Genomic DNA, 18,601 nt, shown 5'->3' with positions numbered 1-18,601 from the left:
TCGTACTCGGCCACCGTGTTGACCTGCCGAAGCGGCACGTCCGGGTTGCCGGCGAGCGCGCCCAGCAGCCCGGTCAAGGCCCGGGACAGCCGCTCGGCGGTCGACCGGTCGAACAGGCTGCGGTGGTATTCGAGCATGCCGTCCACGCCGAGCGCGCTGCCGTCCGGGGCGGTCCTCTCGGTGAAGTCGAAGTGCAGGTCGAACTTTGCGGTGCCCATGTTCGCCCGCATCGGCTCGGCCTCGATGCCGTGCACCGCGAAAGTGCCGTCCGCGCCCGGCTGGAACGTGAGCATCACCTGGAAGAGCGGGTGCCGGGCCAGCACACGCGGCGGCGAAACGATCTCGACGACACGTTCGAAGGCCAGGTCCTGGTGCTGGTAGGCCGCGAGGTCGGTCCGGCGTACCCGCGTGACCACGTCGCCGAACGTCGGGTCGCCGCCGAGGTCGTAGCGCAACACCTGGGTGTTGACGAAGAAGCCGACCAGGTCGGCCAGTGCCTCGTCCGATCGCCCCGCCACCACCCCGCCGAGCGGAATGTCGTTGCCGCAGCCGAGCTTGGACAGCAGTACCGCGAGACCTGCCTGGAGCACCATGACCAGGCTCGCCTGCCGGCTCACGGCGAGTTCGCGCAGTGTCTCGTGCAGGCCGGGGTCGATCTCGACGGCGACCCGGCCACCGTCCCCGGTGACCGCCGGGGGACGCGGACGGTCGACGGGCAGCGGAAGCTCGACCGGCAGCGAGTCGAGCGCCGTCCGCCAGTACCGCGCCTGCGTCGCGGCGAGGCTGCCCGGGTCGTCCTCGTCGCCGAGCACGTCACCCTCCCACAGGCTGTAGTCGGCGTACTGCACCGGCAGCGGGCGCCAGTCCGGAGCCGCACCCGCCGACCTGGCCCGGTACGCCGTCGCCAGGTCGCGGTGCAGCGGGCCCATCGACAGGCCGTCACCCGCGATGTGGTGGACGAGGACGAGCAGTGCGTGGTCGTCCGGTGCGACCCGGAACAGCCAGCCGCGGACCGGCAGGTCGACGCGCAGGTCGAAAGGGGTCCGCGACGCCGTGTCGACCGCCCGCTGCAGGCCGGCCTCCGCCACGTCGGTGACGTGCCAGCGGAGGTTCCCGTCCGCCTCGGGCTCGGGGAGCACGACCTGGTGCGGTGTGCCGTCCTCCGCCGGGAACACGGTGCGCAGGGACTCGTGCCGGCCGACGACGTCGCGCAGCGCCGCCCGCAGCGCCTCGGCGTCCAGCCGGCCACGGAGTCGCAGCACGACCGGGATGTTGTAGGTGGCGTTGGGCCCGCCGTGGGCCTGGTCGACGAACCACAGGCGGCGCTGCGCCGACGACAACGGCACCCGCGCCGGCCGGGGCCGCGCGGTCAGTGCGGGACGGGCCAGTGCGGCATGGTCGAGTACTGCGGCCAGCCTCGACGCGGTCGGGTTCTCGAAGACGTCCCGTACGGTGAGGTCGACGTCGAAGAGGGTCCGCACCCGGCTGACCACCCTGGCGGCGAGCAGTGAGTGCCCGCCCAGCGCGAAGAAGTCGTCGTCGACGCCGACGGCCGCCGCTTCGAGCAGTTCGGCGAAGACCGCGCACAGCACCTCTTCCCGGACCGACGTCGGGGCGCGGCCGGTGGTGCGGGCGGCCCGCGGTACCGGCGCCGGAAGCGCGCGACGGTCGACCTTGCCGTTCGCCGTCACCGGCAGCGCGTCCAGGACGACGAACGCGGACGGCACCAGGTAGCCGGGCAGGATCTCGGCGAGTGCCCTGCGCAGTTCCCGCTCGTCGAGACGGGCGGGCGGGGTGGGCACCAGGTAGGCGACGAGCGCCTTGTCGCCCCTGCCGTACGCCAGCACGGCGGCCTGGCCGACGCCGGGAAGCCCGGCGAGCGCGTGTTCGATCTCGCCGGTCTCCACCCGGTATCCCCGGATCTTCACCTGGTCGTCCGCGCGGCCGAAGAACTCCAGCACGCCGTCGGCACGCCACCTCGCGAGGTCACCAGTGCGGTACATCCGGCTGCCCGGCGGGCCGAACGGGTCGGCGACGAAGCGGGTGGCGGTGAGGTCGGGACGGTGCAGGTAGCCGCGCCCGACGCCGGTGCCCGCGATGAACAGCTCGCCGACCACGCCGTCCGGGACCGGTCGCAGCTCGCGATCGAGCACGTGACAGCGCGTGTTGTCGAGCGGTGTCCCGATCGGGACGCTGCCGACGGCGCCGTCCAGGTCACGAATCCGGTACGTCGTCGCGAACGTCGTCGTCTCGGTCGGGCCGTACCCGTTCACGACGACGAGCCCCTGGCAGTGTGCGAGTACGGTGGCGACCGCGCCGGGTGGGACGACGTCGCCGCCGGTCCAGACCTCGCGCAGCCCGGTGAAGGCACGGGGCCGCTCCTCGGCGAAGACCCGGAACAGTCCTGCGGTCAACCACGCGCACGTGACGGACTCCTCGCGCACGAGGCGTTCGAGGACGGCGGCCTCGAGCCGCCCGGGTGGCGCGAGCACGACCCGGCCTCCGGAGAGCAGCGGCACCCAGATCTCGAACGTCGACGCGTCGAAGGTGTGCGGCGAGTGGTGCAGTACGCAGGCGGTGGCCTCGGTCCAGCCGCGATCCAGGGCCAGCTCCGCCACCTGCCGGTGGGTGATCGAGACGCCCTTCGGCTCGCCGGTCGAACCCGAGGTGTACATCACGTACGCCAACTGGTCGGGGCAGACGGCTAGGTCCGGGGAGTGTGCCGGAAACCCGGCCGCGTCGAAGCCGATGACGGCGTGGCCGTCGAGCTCCTGCGTACGGTCGGACAGCAGCAGCCGGGCGTGCGCGTCGCGCAGCAGGGACCGCTGCCGGGCGACCGGATCGTCGACCGACAGCGGCAGGTACGCCGCACCCGCCTTGACGATCGCCAGGATCGCCGTGAGGACGTCCGGTCCACGCTCTGCCAGTATCCCGACGACGTCCTCGGCGCCGGCGCCCGCCTCGATCAGCCGGTGTGCGAGTCGGTTCGCGCGGGCGTCGAGTTGCGCGTAGGTCAGCCGGATGCCCGGTGCGACGACGGCGGTCTCGTCCGGCGTGCGGGCGGCCTGTGCCTCGAAGAGCCTGCCGAGGGGCGTCGCGGCGACCGGCCGGGCGACCGCGCGCCACCGCGCCTCGCGGAGCGCCACCTCGTCCGCGCAGACCAGGTCGATCCGCGAGATCGGCTCGTCGGGATGCGCGAGCGCCTCTTCGACGAGCCGGACGAACTGGGCGACGAGCCGTTCGGCGGTGCTGCGGTGGAACAGGCTCGTGCGGTACGTCAGCGTGCCGTGCAGGCTCCCCTGCTGCACGCTCGTGCCCAGCTCCAGGTCGAACCGGGTGGCCGGGAGCGTCCACCGCACCCGCGAGATACCGCCCGCGTCCGGCGCGGCCGTCTCCCCGTGGTGCACGACGACGACATCGAAGATCGCGTTGCGGCCGGCCTCCCGCTCCGGCTGGACCGCCGCGACCACCTGCTCGAACGGTGCCTGCTGGTGCGCGTGCGCCGCCCCCACCTTGCGATGTACCGCCCGGAGCAGCTCGCGCGGCGACATCGAACGGCCGATCGAGGTACGCAGCACCACGGTGTTCACGAAGAAGCCGACGACGTTGGCGAACCGGCCACCGTCCCGCCCGGACAGCGCGGACCCGATCGTGACGTCCTGCTGTCCGGAGTGGATCGACAGCAGCGCCTGGAACAGCGCCGCCACCGCACTGGAGAGCGCGCAACGGTGCCGCAGGGCGAAGGTACGCAGCGTCGCGGTGAGCGCGGCGGGTAGCGTGAAGTCGAGGTCGTCGCCGGCGAAGCCCGGATCGGCCGTTCTCGGAAGGTCCGTCGGCAGCCGCAGCGGTTCGAATCCGTCGAGCTCCCGGCGCCAGTACTCAAGGTGTGCCGCAGCGGCCTCCTCGTCGGCGTCGGCACGTTGCGCGGCGATGAAGTCCTGGTACGTCGCGTCGAGCGGGACCGGTGTCGCCGACCGGTACAGGGTGCGGAGGTCTTCGATCAGGACCAGGATGGAGCGGCCGTCGATCACGATGTGGTGGATCACCAGGCACAGCACTGCCGATCCGTCGGGGCACTCGACCGCCAGTGCGCGTACCGGCGGTGCCGCCGCGAGGTCGAACGGTTCGGCGGCCAGCTCGTCCGCGTACGCCTGCCAGTCCTTTCCGCCGGTGTCCGCGGTCCGCCACGACACCGGGACGTGGAAGTCCGGCACCGGTACGGCGGCCGGCGTGCCCGACGCGTCCACGGCGAACGCCCAGCGGAGCACGGGGTGGCGGTCCAGGAGCGCGTCCAGTGCCCGGTCGAGTGCCCCGGCGTCGACACCGTCGTCGAACCGCAGCGCGATCGGGATGTTGTACGCGTTGCTGCTCCGGTCGAGTTCCTGCACCAGCCACAACCGCTCCTGCCCGAACGACAATCGCATCGTGCTCAGCTCCCTCGGACCCGGTGGTCGTGGTGGATGGTCCGGGCACTCACCGGGCGGATGTCGGTCCAGTTCTCCCGCACGTAGCCGAGACACGCGTCCCGGGCGGCCGGGCCGTGGACGACCGTCCACCCCGCCGGCACGGCGACCGACGCGGGCCACAGGCTGTGCTGCTGTTCGGCGTTCACGAGCGTCAGATAGTCGAGGTCAGGGTCGTCGAGCGGCGACGACATCACGACTCCCTCCAGCGGGTGCCAGCGGCGAGGCGGACCTGATCAGGGATTCCGCGTCGACCTTTCCGTTGCGGGTCAGGGGGATCTCGTCCACCACGACCCACCGGGCGGGTATCGCGTAGCTCGGCAGCAGCCGCGCCAGGTACGCCCGGAGGGATCGCGGGTCGGCCTCGGCCCCGGGTCGCAGGGCGACGGCCGCGACGAGTTGGGTGTCCCTGCGCTCGCGCGGCGCGATGACGATCACGGCGTCGCGGACGTCGGGATGACCGGCGAGGGCGCCGCTGATCTCCTCGGTTTCGATGCGGTGCCCGTTGATCTTGACCTGGCTGTCCGCCCGGCCGAGGAACAGCAGGCGGCCCCGGGGGTCGACGCGGACCAGGTCACCCGTCCGGTACAGGCGCTCGTCGACGTCGGGACAGAAGTGGCCGAACCGGCTCGCCGTGCCCGCCTCGTCACCGAGGTACCCGTCGGCCAGCCCGAGTCCGGTCACGTACAGCTCGCCGACCGCGCCGGGCGGGACGAGGCGGCCGTACCGGTCCAGCACGCAGATTCGGGTACCGGCGATCGGCCGGCCGATCGGAAGGGGCCCGTCGACCTCCCCGCTGTTTCGCACGGTGTGGGTGGTGGTGAAGGTGGTGTTCTCGGTGGGCCCGTACCCGTTCGTGATCACCATCCCCGGGTGCAGGTCGAGCATGCGCGCCACGGAGTCGTGCGGGACGACCTCGCCACCGCTGACGATCCAGCGGAGTCCGGCGAGCGCCGCCGGCCGGGATGTGGCGACCAGCCGGAACACGCTGGCCGGCAGCCAGGCGACCGAGACGGCACGCTCGGCGAGGAACGCGCCGAGCATGCCGACCGACGGAAGCTTCGCCGGGAACACCTCCAGCGTCGCGCCGGCGACCAGGGTCACCCAGACCTCGAACGTCGATGCGTCGAAGGCCAGCGGCGCCATCCGCAGTACCCGGTCGTCTGGGCGGATCCGCAGCTCGGGCGTGAGCGCGAGTCGGGCGACCGCCCGGTGCGGGACGACGACGCCCTTCGGCTCTCCGGTAGACCCGGAGGTGAACGCGACGTACGCCGCACGCCGTGGATCGTCCGACCCGAGTCGCCTGGTGGGCGGCCCGGTGCCGGGGTCGGGATGCCGTCCGGGGGTCCAGGCGCCGACGTGGGTGAGGCGGCGCAGCGCAGGATGACCGGCCGTGGCCGCGTCGGCCACCACGGCGGCCGGGGCCAGCCGGCTGATGATCCGTTCTGCCCGGGCCTGCGGTGCGTCGTCGTCGAAGCCCGCGTAGGCGGCGCCCATCCGCACGATCGCGACCAGCGCCACCACCTCGCCGACCGAGCGCCGGGTCGCGACGAGGACGGTGTCGCCGGGCCGGACACCGGCGCTCCGCAGCGCCTCGGCATGCTGGTCGGACGCGTGTGCGAGCTGCTCGTAGGTCAACTCGGCGGTCGCGTCCCGTACCGCGATCCGGCCCGGACGGCGACGCACCTGCTCCAGGAACAGGGTCTCGATGTCGACCACGGGCACGTCGGCGCCGGTGAGGGAGTCGAGTAGTTCGCGGCGTTCCGGCCCGATGCAGCGCACCCGGTGCAGGGCGCCGTCCAGGGACGTCAGCTCGTGCAGCGCGGTGGCGACATCGGCGAGGAACCCGTACGCGGCATCCGGCACCTCGGTGACGAAGCGGAGCTCTCCGGACCGCAGCTCCGGATGGTCGGACGCGATGACGAGGTCCACCGGGTCACCGCCGGCTCCGGCGTCCCGCGCCGTCGCGGCCGATCTCACGAAGTCGCCGATGTCCGCCTGGTCGTCGACCCGGAGCCGGATCACCCGCGTCGCAGCGGCGCGCTGACTGCTGCCGGTGACCGCGATCGCGACCTCGCTGGCCGCCGTCCACCGGCACATGGTCACCGCGAACGCCGCCAGCACCAGCGCCGGCACGTCGTCGGCATCGGCGGCGCCAACCGTCAGCTCGGCCGTCAGGTCGTAGGGCGCGGCGGGCGCGTCAGACATCGCTCCCGATTCCCTCCGCATCGCCCCGGCGCTCCAACACCACGGGAAGGCGGTCCGGCCGGCGGAAGACGTGACCTCGTTCGCGCAGCCGCCAGAAGCCGGGCCGGATGCCGTCCAGCGCGCCGCTGCGCCGCACCCCGCCGAACCGGAGCGACATCCGCTCGAACAGCGTGTCGAACTCCGCCAGGGCGAGCTGGATCCCGAGGCAGGTGTGCGGGCCGGCCGAGAAGGCCAACATGCGCTGTTCCGGACGGCCCGGACGCCAGCTGTCCGGGTCGACGAAGACATCCTCGTCGCGGCTGGCACTGCCCAGCGACAGCAGAAGCGCGGACCGGCGCGGGATGTCGACGCCACGAATGGTGATGTCACTGGCGGCGTACCTGAGGATGGTGTGGCTCGGCGGCTCCCACCGCAGGGTCTCCCGGATCACCTGTTGGCGGAACTCGTCGTCCGCCAGCGCCGCGAGTTCCACACCGTGGGCGAGGACGGCATACATGATCTTGCCGATGGTGGCCACGCTCGTCTCGGTACCGGCCAGCAGGAACAGCGTCGCCGTGCCCAGCAGGGACCGGTCGACCGGCCGGTCCGGCGGAAAGAGGAGGTCGAGCAGGGTCAGCCGGTCGCTCGGCCGGCGATCGGCGAGCGCCACCACCAGGTAGTCGATCAGCTCGGCCTTGGCCGCCAGGGCCGTGTCCAACGAGGTCGGCGGGAACTCGATCGCCCCGGCGAGCGGAAGGACCCTGGGCCGCAGCCAGGCCGCGTCCTCGGGTGGCAGGCCGAACAGCCGCGTGACCATCGCGTACGGAACCCCGACCGCGACCCGCTCCATGAAGTCGATCTCCACCTGGCCGGCGGACCCCAGCTCCGCCGAGATCGAGTCGAGCACCTGGTCCACCGCCGGAACGAGTACCTCGGTGCGCAGCCGCCGTACCGCGGCACCCTTGAACAGCGGCATGAACATCGCCCGCAGCTCGCGATGGCTCGGCCCGTCGGCGTCCAACAACGTCGGGCCGAACAGCCGGCGACTGCTGCGCATGGGAAACCCGCTGACGACGCGCCGGTCGGCCAGCGCGGCGACGACATCCTCGTTCTTCGTGATCAGGAAGGCTTTGAACGCCCTCGACCAGTGCACCGGATCCGACTTCCGCAGCTCCTTGTAGATGGGCCAGGGATCGGCGAGGAACTCGTCGGAGCTGAAGTCCAGCCTGGTAACCGTCTCGGCGGTGCTCATGGATGCACTCCCTCTGCCGGCGGTACGCCGGCGACCGGAAATTTCCTGGAGCTCGCGCCTATCGGAGCGCGGCCCTACGCTTCATCTGCCGACCCGCCTCCGCCGAGGTGAGCCTGATGGATTCGGCCGTACCCTCGAATCCTCCGAGGACGGTCGGGATGACCTCGTTGGCGATCGCGGTCACCTGGTCGAGCGTTGCCCGGTGCGTCAGCCAGCCCGGGACGAGGAACACCAACGTGACCGGGCCACCCAGGGAACCGACGAGCTCCCGGATCTGCCGGGCACATGCGGCGGTGTCCCCGACGACGAACGCGCCCGAGTCGACGAGGCTCTCCAGCGTCCTGCGGTGCGCGGCCGGGGAGTCCGGGATCGGCATGCCCAGGATGTTGCGGTAAAGGTCGCGGCGCTGCGCGCTCCAGCCCGGCAACAGTTCGTCGACACCCCTGGCCGCCGAGTCCGCGAGGTGGACGAAGACGTTGCACCGAATCCTCGCCGCGGTACCACCCGCCTTGTTCCGGTACGTCGCGACGCGCTGGACCAGCGAGGAGAGTGGATCCGCGTCCAGCCCCGGCCGAACGGCGCCCCAGGGCGGCACGACGTGGACGGTCGGAGTCGTCCCGGTGGCCGTCAGAAGGTCGATCGCCTCCTCGCCGAGCGAGGACGCGACAACGGTCTCGATCGGGCGCCTCACCGGCCGGAGTTGCAGTACCGCCCTCTTCGCGGTGAACCACGGTGTCGTGACGTCGACGACCTGCCCGTCGAGCAGCGCCTGCACGACCTCCAGCGCCGCACGGAAGTGGGCGCGGAGAGAACCGGCATCCACCCCGATCATCTCCATGTCGTGGACGTAGGTGCCCGTACCGCAGCCCAGAATCACCCGACCCGCCGTGAGATGGTCCAGCAGAAGAATCCGCTCCGCAATGTGCACCGGATGGTGGTAAGGAAGCGGAATCACACCGGTCGCGAACCGAATCCGACGCGTTTCGCGCGCCAGCGCCGCGATGAGCAGATCGGGAGCACTCAGCGTACTCCAGCCGCTGGAATGGTGCTCGCCCAGCCAGATCTCGTCGAACCCGAGGTCGTCGACCAGGCCGCAGAGTTCGATGTCGTGTTGCAGTGCCGCGTAGGGACTGACGGTCGGATCGTGGAGTGGCGGCAGGAAGCAGCCGAACTCGGTTGAATACATGATTCGACACCTAACGACTCTAGGTCGACGGCTCTGCGGACAGACGACTCCGTGCAGTACCGTCACCGGCAGCAGTCATGGGTACGGCGATCACCGCCGCCAGGGCACTCCGCCATTTCCGGACCGCCGTACGCGACCGGACTGGATGACAACTGCCGTCGACTACACCGACACGCCTTGGTCGAGCAGGACGTCCAGGAACCTGTCGACGCTGGTCAGTGACCCGTCGCCCGCCGACAGGTCGATGACCACGTCGAACTCGGTCTCGATCCGCTCGACGAGCTCGAGATACTCGATGGAACTCATGCCGGTCTCGGCGAAATCCGCATCGGCATCGATGTGGTCACTGCCCAGAGCGCCACCGGTCACATCGGACAGCAGTGCGAAAATCTGCTGACGCAGCGCGTCACGCGCGGCTTCCCCCGTCATTTGGCACTGTCATTCGTCGGATCGCTCATCCGAAACACCCCCGTGGTCGGTCTTTCGTACGTTTCCGTCGGCGCGCCGCTCCGTGCTGGACTGTCCTAAACGAATCTTGCATTGCGGGCAACATTGCCGGACACACCGTAACTAATGATCCAGAACCAGGACCCGTGGCATCCGCCCGGTTGCGACCAGCACCGGAACCAACGGCCGAATGATCGTCGCCTGGCGCGGTGCGGAATGCTGAACCCCCGTTCGTTGGCCAGTATTACACGACGGCGTTTTGATCCGCCAGTGTCGGGTTCCGTGCCGTCGGCACGCGCCTATGTCTGGCATCCTCGGTCCACATGCGACAATGGCGCCCGGAACCCGCAGACCGATCAGGCGTTTCCGCAGGCAGCCAACGCCGCGACATCGCGCCGAGCTAATCACCTGACGCCTTTCACATCGCTTTCAGCGATGGGCAGGATCGCCGCGCGCCCAACCGGCCCGGCCACGGGCGTCGCGGCACGCCCCGCTCGCGCAGGACCCGCCCGACCGTCTCGGTGGTGGTCCGGGCAACGGGGTAGCAGCAGTGGGCTGGTCAGGATGAGCAGTCCCGCGACCGTGAGGGCCGTGCGTGGACTGGTGGCTGCGGCGAGTAGTCCGCCCAGCGCGGTGAAGATGGCGATGACCGCGCTGCTACTGATCGACCAGGCCGACAGCGTACGGGCGATGCGGTCCTCGGGGGTGTGTTCGAGCCGATACGTGGCGAGCACCGGGTTGTAGAGGCTCATGCTGACGACGATCGCGAGTTCGACCGCGATCACCGTAACGAGACCGGTGACGCCGGGCTGGACGGAGGCGAGGCCGATCAGCCAGATCGCGCGGAGTGTGCCGACGGTACCGAGGACGCGGCGCTGGCCGTACCGGGCCACGACACGGGGGGCCAGGCGTGAGCCGAGGAGTCCGCCGACGCAGGGGGCGGCGAAGGCGAGGCCGTACTGCCAGGGTGCGAAGCCGAGTTCGCCGAGCAGCAGTACGGCCAGCAGCGGCTCGGTGGCCATGATCAGTCCGTTGACTAGCAACTGGTTGAGGTAGAGCGGCCGCAGGCCGGGATGGGTCAGCAGGTGCCGCCAGCCGTCGAACAGGTCGCCGGCCCGGAGCCGGCGCCTGGCGGTGCGCTGCGGGTGTTCCTCCCGGCCGCGAATCGCCGTGATGCCCAGCGCGGAGAGCAGGTAGCTGAGTGCGTCGGCCAGGACGGTGGCGACCGGTCCGAACAGGCCGACCGCCGCCCCGCCCAGCGGCGGCCCGACCGCGATCGAACTCCACGTCGTCGACTCGAACCGCGTGTTGGCCACGAGCAGGTCGTCCGGCCGGACGAGGGCCCTGAGGTAGGCGCCGCCGGCCGCGGCGAAGGTGATCTTGGCGGCGGCGAGCACCGCCGAGATGACGAGCAACTGGACGAAGGTGAGCCGGCCGAGGGCGTACGCGACGGGGATCGTCAGCAGGACCGCGAACCGGGCCAGGTCCGTCACGATCATCACGGGCCGCTTGCGGTGTAACTCCACCCACGGTCCGAGCGGCACGGCGATCAGTGCGCCGACCGCCGGCCCCACGGCGGACAGCGCGGAGACCTGGGTGGGGCTGGCGTCCAGCACCAGCACGGCGATCAGCGGCAGGGCACCGAACCCCAGCCCGGAGCCGTAGGCACTGACCGCGTACGCCGCCCACAACCAGCCGAACCGCCGCCCCAGGGAGCGTCTCGCCGCCACGTCCCACACCTCCCGTTCGGACAACCTGCCGTTGACCGCCGCGATCAAAGCAGGAGGTGAGAGGACGGATCAAACAACTAAAACGACCGCGAGCCACAACCAATCGTTGTGTGCGTAGGATCCGGTCCGTGGATCTCGACGCCGTCCGTACCTTCGTCGCCGCCGCCGACGCCGGCCAGTTCCAGGACGCCGCCTCCGCGCTGTCGATCACCCAGCAGGCCGTGTCCAAGCGCATCGCCGGCCTGGAGAAAGACCTGGAGGTACGGCTGTTCACCCGCACCGCTCGCGGTGCCCGACTCACGATCGACGGTCAGGCGTTCCTGCCCCACGCCCGGGAACTGCTCCGGGTCGAGGCGCGGGCCGACGCCTCCGTACGCCCCGGGCGGCGCGCGCTCCGCGTCGACGTCCACAGTCGACGAATCGCCTCGGCGGTACTGCTACAGGACTTCCACCGTGCGCATCCGCGGATCGAGCTGGACGTCGTCACCCTCGATGCCGACGCGCACGCCGCGACCGCCGCCGTCGAGGCGGGGTCGGTCGACGCCACCTTCCACGCCGTCACCGTCCCCGCGCGCCAACTGCCGGACGCGATCAGGACCGCCCGGGTGATCGACGAACACCACGAGATCCTCGTCGGGCCACGTCACGCGCTCGCCGACGCCCGCACCGTCACGCCCACACAACTCGCCGAACACCGGATCTGGATGCCCGGCATGGCCACCGGTACGGAATGGGCCGCCTACTACGACGAACTCGCCGCCGCGTTCGGTCTCACCATCGACCTGGTCGGGCCGGTCTTCGGGAACGAGGTGCTGATGGCCGAGATCGCCGACTCCGCAGAACTGGCGACGTTGGTCGGCGAACACTCGCGGTACCTGTGGCCGGACAGCTACGACCTGCGGCGCATACCGGTACGGGACCCGGCGCCGGTATACCCGATCTCACTGATCTGGCGCGACGACAACCCGCACCCCGCGCTCGGCAGCCTGCGCGACCACCTCGGCTCCAGTCGGGTGGAGACGCCGGGCGAGCAGGTGTGGCTGCCGAACTGGGCACAGCCGCCGGCCCCGACGTCATGATCCCGATGTCGCGCACGGTCCGACCGGCCAGCGGCATCGCCCTCGTGTTCGACCGCCGGCCGGTGCAGGTCCCACCTCGGGCACCGTCGCACGTTCAGGGTCACCCGTTCGTGGTGTGCCGGGCGGCCGGCCCGGACACGATCGGCGGACCTGCGGCGACCGCCCTGAGCAGGCGAGTCGCCGCTGTTACGGTCGCCTGGTGACCGCGAACCCGCTGCCGGTGGTGCGCGGCGGGCATCGGCTGCACGCCGAGGTGAGGCCGGGCACCGGGGTGCCCATCGTGTTGATGCACGGCTTTCCCGACAACCTCCACCTGTACGACCGGCTGCTGCCGCATCTGGACCCGGTGCGGCCGGTGGTGCGGTTCGACTTCCTCGGCTGGGGTCGCTCCGACAAGCCGGCAGGCTACCCGTACACGGCCGACAACCAGACCCGCGACGTGGCCGCGGTACTGGACGCGGTGTCGGACCACCTGGGCCAGACCCGGGCGGTGCTCGTGGCGCACGACGCGTCCGGGCCGCCCGCCATCGACTGGGCGATGCGCAATCCCGAGCGGGTCGCGGCGCTGGTGCTGCTCAACACGTACTACCACTGGCTGCCCGGCATCCGGCGTCCACCGGTGATCGCGATCTTCTCCACCCCGGGGATCGGCGCCGTCGCCCGTACCCTGGCCCGCCGTCGCCCTGCCGTGCAGGGGCGTCTCTACGCCTGGCAGGTCGGCGAGTTCATCAGCGACCCCACGGTACGCGGCGAGGTGGTCCCGCAACTGTTACGGGACTTCCCACCGGCGCAGCCCGCGTTCTTCCGGCTCAACCAGGACCTGCTCGGCACGCTGCTGCGGCGGCGCCGCCGGATCGCGGACATGCGCCGCTTCAACCCACCCGTGCGGGTGGTGTTCGGCGCGCGGGACCGGTATCTCAACGCCCGGGTGGCCCGGCGCTTCACCGCGCTGTTCCCGAATGCGGACCTGCACCTACTGCCCGATGCCCGGCACTACGTACAGGTGGACGAGCCCGAACGGGTCGGTCGGCTCATCAGCACCGCGTGACTCCAGCCGGACGGATGTCTCCCGGTCGGCTGACCCCGCCTCGCACGCACGTTCGCCCTGTTGGTGGCGGTCCGGGGCGTTGTCGGTACCCCAAGGGTCCGGGTGCCGACGCGTGACGCGCCGGCACCCGGAGGGGTCGGGGCCCGGCGGACGATCCGCCGGGCCGGTGGTCGGTCAGAAGGTGATCCGGGCGGCCCCGCCGGGCAGGTCGGCCGAGGAGCCGAGGTGGACCTCGGCGACGCCGAGTGCCGTCTCCGCCGGGAACGTCAGCCGTTCCGTCACCCGGCCGGTCAGGTCGACGACGGCCAGTTCGTCGTGACCGGCTGGCCGACCCGCATCGCCCGGTCCCGGCGAGAACCGCAGCACCAGGTGCTCGTCGTCGTGCCAGCCGAGCAGCGTCGCCGGGCGGTCCAGTTCGATCGTCCGCAGGACCTTCCCACTGGTCACCTCGGTCAGCAGCAGCCGGAGCGGCGTACCCTGGCCGGCTGCGGACAGGGCCATCCGGCTGCCGTCCGGTGCGTAGGCGGACCCGGACCGCAGGGTGGCGGTGACCGGCAGGTCGCGGACGCGCCGGCCGGCGAGGTCGTAGAAGCGGAGCCCGGTCACCACGTCCGGCTGGTCCTCCCGTTCGGAGTGGGAGAGGTTCACCACCACCTGCCGGCCGTCGGGAGCCCAGACCGGTCCGATTCCCTGGCTGTCCAGCCCGGGCAGGCCCGGCACGGTGACCTTGGTGGGGTGCAGGGTCTCGGCGTCGACCAGCACGAACCCGGGCTCCGCCCCGGTGCGGGGCGAGTAGTCGAAGAGCAGTGTGCGGCCGTCCGGAGACCAGTGTCCGCCGTTGCTCGCGCCGGGGAAGCCGGCGGAACCGGTGCCGAAGCCGGGGATCCAGCGGACCTCGCCGCTGCCGATCTCCAGGATGCCGAACCGGCTCGGCTGCATCTCGCTGTTGTCGCCGGTGCGGACCAGCGCCCGGGTGCCGTCCGGTGCCGGGATCACCGACCGGTACGGCATCCGGTCGTAGTTCCCGGTCTTCCGGTCGAGCAGCAGCGAGTAGTTGAAGGCGGGACTGCCGTCGGCGACCTTCGGATCCCGGATGCCGCTGTACGCGGTGACCACCATCGGTCGCATCCCGCCCGGCGGCCGGAGCGCGGCGACGTCGTCGGCGAGATCGCCGGTGCCGGAACTGCCGAGGTGGACGGTGCCGCCGACCAGCACGGCGACCACGGCGAGGAAACCGCTCGCGGCGCGTCGGGCGAGCCGCTGCCGCCGGGCCCGGTGCAGCGCCGCTGCGGCCAGGCCCGTCGGCGGGACGGCCTCGGCGCCCTCGTCGAGCGCGACCCGCAGGACATCGCTGATCTGGGTACTCATCACTGTGCCGCCTCTCTGCCGATCCGGTGACCACTCCTGGCCGGTGCCGCGTCGCCGACCCGCCGTACGCCGTTGCCGCGCACGACGGCACCGACCCGGTGCGTACCCGCGCCGCCGGGCCGGCGCTCCTCGGTCGGCCGGGTTGGCCCGGCGACGAGGTCGAGCCCGGGACAGAGGTCGCGGAGCCGGGCCAGGGCCCGGGCGGCCTGGCTGCGTACCGTCGACTCGGTGCAGCGGAGAATCTCGGCGATCTCGCTGTCCGGAAGGTCCTCCAGGTAACGCAGTACCAGGACGGCACGGTGCTTCGGGGCGAGTTGGCCGAGCGCCTGCCGTAGGGCCAGGTTCAGGTCCACCAGCGCCATCTCGTCGGTACCGCTACTGCGTTCCGGCACCGGGTCGAGGCTCGTCTCGGGCCGGCGCCGAAGGCTACGCCACCAACTCGTCCGCTCCCGGTACAGGGCGGTACGGACGTACGCCTCCGGCTGGCCGGTCCGGATCCGCCCCCAGTGCCGCGCCGCGCGGGCCAGCACCGTCTGCAACAGGTCCTCGGCCTGCTGCCGGTGCCCGGTCAGCGCCAGTGCGGTACGGAACAGCGAGGCGGAACGGGCCTCGACGAAATCGGTGAACTCCTGCTGCTGCTCAGAGTTCATCCGGGGTTCCCATCGGTCATAACCAGTACAACGCCGGGTCATCGGCGGCTGCTGCTCATCCGACGGGATCATTACGTGCGCTACGCCGGACGACCACCGTCGTCCGGCAGCACCGACGATCCGACCAGCTCAGAGCAGAGGCAACACCGCGCGCGCCACGACCCAGCTCGTGTGCTTCATCGTGTCGGCCCTGACCCGATCCATGTCCACGGGCGGGCCCAGCGGGGTCGCCTCGCACGAGTGCCAGGGTTCGCATCCGGGCGGCAACGCCTGGGAAGCGCTTTCCTGGCCGAGCGGTCGGGATTCACCGTCTACGGCTCGGAGTCGGGGTTCAGCAAGGCGCTCGCCTGATCGACGGCTCGCGTCACGGTGAGTGGGTCGGTAGCGCGCCGATCCGGGCCTGCCGGCCGAGGTTTGGCTGATCCGCCCGTGCGAACCTCGCCGTGTATCCCAGGTGTAGTCAGGTTGCCTACCCTCGAATTCCTCGCACCACGAGTTCGCAGGAGGCAGATCAAGAGCGCGCGACCGCAGACCACCTCACTTCGTTTCGCGCGTCGCAGCCCTGCTCTCCTGGCGTGCGCGGCCTCCCGCGACCGCACGCTGCCGGTCGGCCGCCGTGCGGCATCCCGGACAGCGACCTGCGAATGGCGGAGCCACACCCTGCCGCACCGTCGTGTCGGGTCCGCCTTCCGGCCGCATCGACCGGAGCGGTAGCCGAACCCGACCGTCCGGTCGCCTGGCCGGGCCATTGCCGGCCGCAGTAATCACAGCTCCGGGGCCGACGAGGTCCTCCGGAAAGGCACGCACCCGATTCCTCGATCCGCGAGAAAGGTGAACCAGCTATGAGCCGAGGGCTGCAACGGCGTCGGGTTCTGGGCGGTGCGGTCGGGCTGGCCGCCGGAGCCGCGGCCGTCGCGGTGGGCATGCCGTACGGCGTGTCCGCCGCTGCCGCGCGGACCGGATCCGACCTCGTCCGCTGGCGGCGACAGTCGTCCCGGGTGACGATCACCCGGGACGACTGGGGAATCCCGCACGTGTGGGGCAGGACCGACGCGGACGCGGTGTTCGGGATGATGTACGCCCAGGCCGAGGACGACTTCAACCGGATCGAACGCAACTACCTGGTAAGCCTCGGCCGGCTCGCCGAGGCCGAGGGCGAGAGTGCGATCTGGCAGGACCTGCGCCAGCGGCTGTTCGTCGATCCCGAGGTGCTGAAGAGGGAGTACGCGAAGAGTCCGGCCTGGTTGCGCAAGCTGATGCGGGCCTGGGCGGACGGGTTGAACTACTTCCTCGCTACCCACCCCGAGGTGCGACCGCGAGTGATAACGCGGTTCGAGCCGTGGATGCCGCTGAGCTTCTCCGAGGGCAGCATCGGCGGCGACATCGAGCGGGTACCCCTCACCCAGCTCGAAGCCTTCTACACCAGCCGCACGCTGCCGATGACCGACGACGAACGCGGGCTGCTGTTCCGCGAGCCCAGCGGCTCCAACGGGATGGCGATCGCGCCGAGCCACACCCGGGACGGGCACGCACTGCTGCTGATCAACCCGCACACCAGCTTCTTCTTCCGCTCCGAGCAGCACGTGACCAGCGGTGAAGGGCTGAACGTGTACGGCGCGGCCACCTGGGGCCAGTTCTTCGTCTACCAGGGCTTCAACGCCGACACCGGCTGGATGCACACGTCGAGCGGCGTCGACAACGTCGACGAGTTCGCCGAAACGATCGTGACCGGAGCGGACGGCAGACACTCCTACCGCTACGGCAACGCGCTGCGCCCGGTGACGACCAGGACGGTCACGCTCTCGTACCGCACGCCAGACGGTGGGCAGGCGAAACGCAGCTTCCGTACCCTCGCCACGCACCACGGTCCGATCGTGCGCGAGGCGGACGGGAAGTGGATCGCGTTCGCGCTGATGAACCGGCCCGTCGAGGCGCTGCGGCAGAGCTTCCTGCGTACCAAGACGCGGGACTACGCGGACTACATCGAGGTGGCGGACCTTCGGGCCAACAGCTCGAACAACACCCTCTTCGCCGACTCGAAGGGCGCGATCGCCTTCCTCGTGCCGCAGTTCATGCCGATCCGCGACGACCGCTTCGACTACCGCCGGCCCATCGACGGCAGCGACCCGGCGACCGACTGGCGTGGGCTGCACAGCCTCGCCAGCCTGCCACAGGCGGTGAACCCGACGACCGGCTGGGCGTTCAACACGAACAACTGGCCCTGGACCGCGGCCGGCGCCGACAGCCCCGACGCCGCCGACTACCCGCGCTACTTCGACCAGGCCGGCGAGAACCCGCGCGGGCCACAGGCGACGGCGGTACTCACCGCGCAGCGCCCGTTCACCCCGGAGGCGCTGATCGCAGCCGCCTTCGACCCGCACCTCAACGTCTTCGCCCGGCTCGTGCCACAGCTCGTCGCGGCCTGGGACGCACTGCCAGAAGGCGACCGGTCGAAGGCGGAGCTCGGCGGGCCGGTCGACCGGCTGCGCGGCTGGGACCATTGCTGGGCTACGGATTCGATCCCGACCTCCCTGGCCGTGTTCTGGGGCGAGGCGCTCTGGGCGGCAGTGGCCCAGGCGGCACGGGAGTCCGGGATGTCCATGTGGGACTTCCTGGCAGAGCGGGTCACCGATTCGCAGCGGCTCACGGCGCTCACCGAGGCGACGAGGCGCCTCGTCCAGGACTTCGGCACCTGGCAGGTACCCTGGGGCGAGATCAACCGCTTCCAACGCAACGACGGCGCGATCGTCCAGACTTTCGACGACGCCAAGCCGAGCGTCCCGGTACCCTTCACCTCCGCGACGTTCGGCTCCCTCGCCTCCTTCGGCGCGAGGCGTTGGCCCGGGACCAGGCGCTACTACGGCACCAGCGGCAACAGCTTCGTGGCGGTGGTGGAGTTCGGGCCGAAGCTGCGCGCCTGGGCGGTGACCGCCGGGGGCGCGAGCGGACACCCCGACTCGCCGCACTTCAACGACCAGGCCGAGCGGTACGCGAGCGGCAACCTTCGGCCCGTCTACTTCTACCCCGAGGACCTCAGGGGACACATCGAACGGCGCTACCGGCCGGGCGACTGAGACCGGGCAGGACGACTGAGACCGGGCAGAAGGACAAGACTGTTTACCGCGAGGTCGCGCGACTGACGTCCGGTACGTCAGGACCACGCCGACGCGTCCGCCCGGACGCGGCCCCAG

Annotated in this window: 11 protein-coding genes and 3 pseudogenes; 3 read left to right on the top strand and 11 right to left on the bottom strand. The window is 71.1% G+C overall.

Annotated elements, in window-relative coordinates:
- Positions 1–14 precede the first annotated feature (14 nt).
- The 9 genes and pseudogenes from Pen02_RS43230 to Pen02_RS26505 form a co-directional block, all read right to left on the bottom strand.
- Positions 15–1,580, bottom strand: a pseudogene (locus Pen02_RS43230) (condensation domain-containing protein); the annotation flags it as partial.
- 84 nt (positions 1,581–1,664) lie between these two features.
- Positions 1,665–3,065 (bottom strand): annotated as a pseudogene (locus Pen02_RS43055) (amino acid adenylation domain-containing protein); the annotation flags it as partial.
- Positions 3,066–3,158: 93 nt separating this feature from the next.
- Positions 3,159–4,424: pseudogene (locus tag Pen02_RS43050) on the bottom strand (condensation domain-containing protein); the annotation flags it as partial.
- A gap of 5 nt (positions 4,425–4,429) precedes the next feature.
- On the bottom strand, positions 4,430–4,657 hold the full coding sequence (locus Pen02_RS26530; protein ID WP_275413611.1) for an MbtH family protein: 228 nt from the start codon (positions 4,655–4,657) through the stop codon (positions 4,430–4,432).
- A complete protein-coding gene (locus Pen02_RS26525; RefSeq protein ID WP_203868823.1) occupies positions 4,632–6,671 on the bottom strand; it encodes an amino acid adenylation domain-containing protein in 2,040 nt (679 codons plus the stop codon). Before Pen02_RS26525 ends, Pen02_RS26530 begins: the two co-directional genes overlap by 26 nt.
- Positions 6,664–7,902 carry a cytochrome P450 gene (locus Pen02_RS26520; RefSeq protein WP_203868822.1) on the bottom strand — a complete coding sequence of 413 codons (1,239 nt, stop codon included), beginning with the start codon at positions 7,900–7,902 and terminating at the stop codon, positions 6,664–6,666. The genes Pen02_RS26525 and Pen02_RS26520 overlap by 8 nt, the downstream gene beginning before the upstream one ends.
- A 58-nt stretch (positions 7,903–7,960) precedes the next feature.
- Complete coding sequence (locus Pen02_RS26515; protein ID WP_203868821.1) at positions 7,961–9,154, bottom strand: LLM class flavin-dependent oxidoreductase; 1,194 nt, start codon at positions 9,152–9,154, stop codon at positions 7,961–7,963.
- Positions 9,155–9,250: 96 nt separating this feature from the next.
- Positions 9,251–9,517 (bottom strand): acyl carrier protein, encoded by a 267-nt coding sequence (locus Pen02_RS26510; protein ID WP_203868820.1) that lies wholly within the window; start codon positions 9,515–9,517, stop codon positions 9,251–9,253.
- 422 nt (positions 9,518–9,939) lie between these two features.
- Positions 9,940–11,265, bottom strand: a complete 1,326-nt coding sequence (locus Pen02_RS26505) for an MFS transporter (protein ID WP_239141331.1) — start codon at positions 11,263–11,265, stop codon at positions 9,940–9,942.
- 128 nt (positions 11,266–11,393) lie between these two features.
- Here Pen02_RS26505 and Pen02_RS26500 point away from each other — a divergent pair, with 128 nt between their 5' ends.
- Both Pen02_RS26500 and Pen02_RS26495 read left to right on the top strand, forming a co-directional pair.
- Positions 11,394–12,344 carry a LysR family transcriptional regulator gene (locus Pen02_RS26500; protein WP_239141330.1) on the top strand — a complete coding sequence of 317 codons (951 nt, stop codon included), beginning with the start codon at positions 11,394–11,396 and terminating at the stop codon, positions 12,342–12,344.
- A 199-nt stretch (positions 12,345–12,543) separates the two neighbouring features.
- On the top strand, positions 12,544–13,392 hold the full coding sequence (locus Pen02_RS26495; protein ID WP_203868819.1) for an alpha/beta fold hydrolase: 849 nt from the start codon (positions 12,544–12,546) through the stop codon (positions 13,390–13,392).
- 174 nt (positions 13,393–13,566) lie between these two features.
- Here Pen02_RS26495 and Pen02_RS26490 read toward each other — a convergent pair whose 3' ends face one another.
- Both Pen02_RS26490 and Pen02_RS26485 read right to left on the bottom strand, forming a co-directional pair.
- Positions 13,567–14,760 carry a TolB-like translocation protein gene (locus Pen02_RS26490; RefSeq protein WP_203868818.1) on the bottom strand — a complete coding sequence of 398 codons (1,194 nt, stop codon included), beginning with the start codon at positions 14,758–14,760 and terminating at the stop codon, positions 13,567–13,569.
- Positions 14,760–15,410: a SigE family RNA polymerase sigma factor gene (locus Pen02_RS26485; RefSeq protein ID WP_203868817.1), complete on the bottom strand. Its 651-nt coding sequence runs from the start codon at positions 15,408–15,410 to the stop codon at positions 14,760–14,762. The genes Pen02_RS26490 and Pen02_RS26485 overlap by 1 nt, the downstream gene beginning before the upstream one ends.
- Before the next feature lie 842 nt (positions 15,411–16,252).
- Between Pen02_RS26485 and Pen02_RS26480 the strand changes: the two genes are divergently transcribed.
- Positions 16,253–18,484: a penicillin acylase family protein gene (locus Pen02_RS26480; RefSeq protein WP_203868816.1), complete on the top strand. Its 2,232-nt coding sequence runs from the start codon at positions 16,253–16,255 to the stop codon at positions 18,482–18,484.
- The last annotated feature ends 117 nt before the right edge of the window (positions 18,485–18,601 follow it).

The organism is Plantactinospora endophytica, assembly GCF_016862915.1.
Classification (GTDB): Bacteria; Actinomycetota; Actinomycetes; order Mycobacteriales; family Micromonosporaceae; genus Plantactinospora; species Plantactinospora endophytica.
Note: the sequence above shows the minus strand (reverse complement) of the source record. Positions and strands in the feature narration are given on the sequence as shown.

Bases quoted from the DNA above. Each gene is read 5' to 3' on its own strand.
- Pen02_RS26485 (WP_203868817.1), bottom strand. From the start codon at position 15,410: ATGAACTCTGAGCAGCAGCAGGAGTTCACCGATTTCGTCGAGGCCCGT.
- Pen02_RS26490 (WP_203868818.1), bottom strand. From the start codon at position 14,760: ATGAGTACCCAGATCAGCGATGTCCTGCGGGTCGCGCTCGACGAGGGC.
- Pen02_RS26525 (WP_203868823.1), bottom strand. From the start codon at position 6,671: ATGTCTGACGCGCCCGCCGCGCCCTACGACCTGACGGCCGAGCTGACG.
- Pen02_RS26530 (WP_275413611.1), bottom strand. From the start codon at position 4,657: ATGTCGTCGCCGCTCGACGACCCTGACCTCGACTATCTGACGCTCGTG.
- Pen02_RS26480 (WP_203868816.1), top strand. From the start codon at position 16,253: ATGAGCCGAGGGCTGCAACGGCGTCGGGTTCTGGGCGGTGCGGTCGGG.
- Pen02_RS26520 (WP_203868822.1), bottom strand. From the start codon at position 7,902: ATGAGCACCGCCGAGACGGTTACCAGGCTGGACTTCAGCTCCGACGAG.
- Pen02_RS26510 (WP_203868820.1), bottom strand. From the start codon at position 9,517: ATGACGGGGGAAGCCGCGCGTGACGCGCTGCGTCAGCAGATTTTCGCA.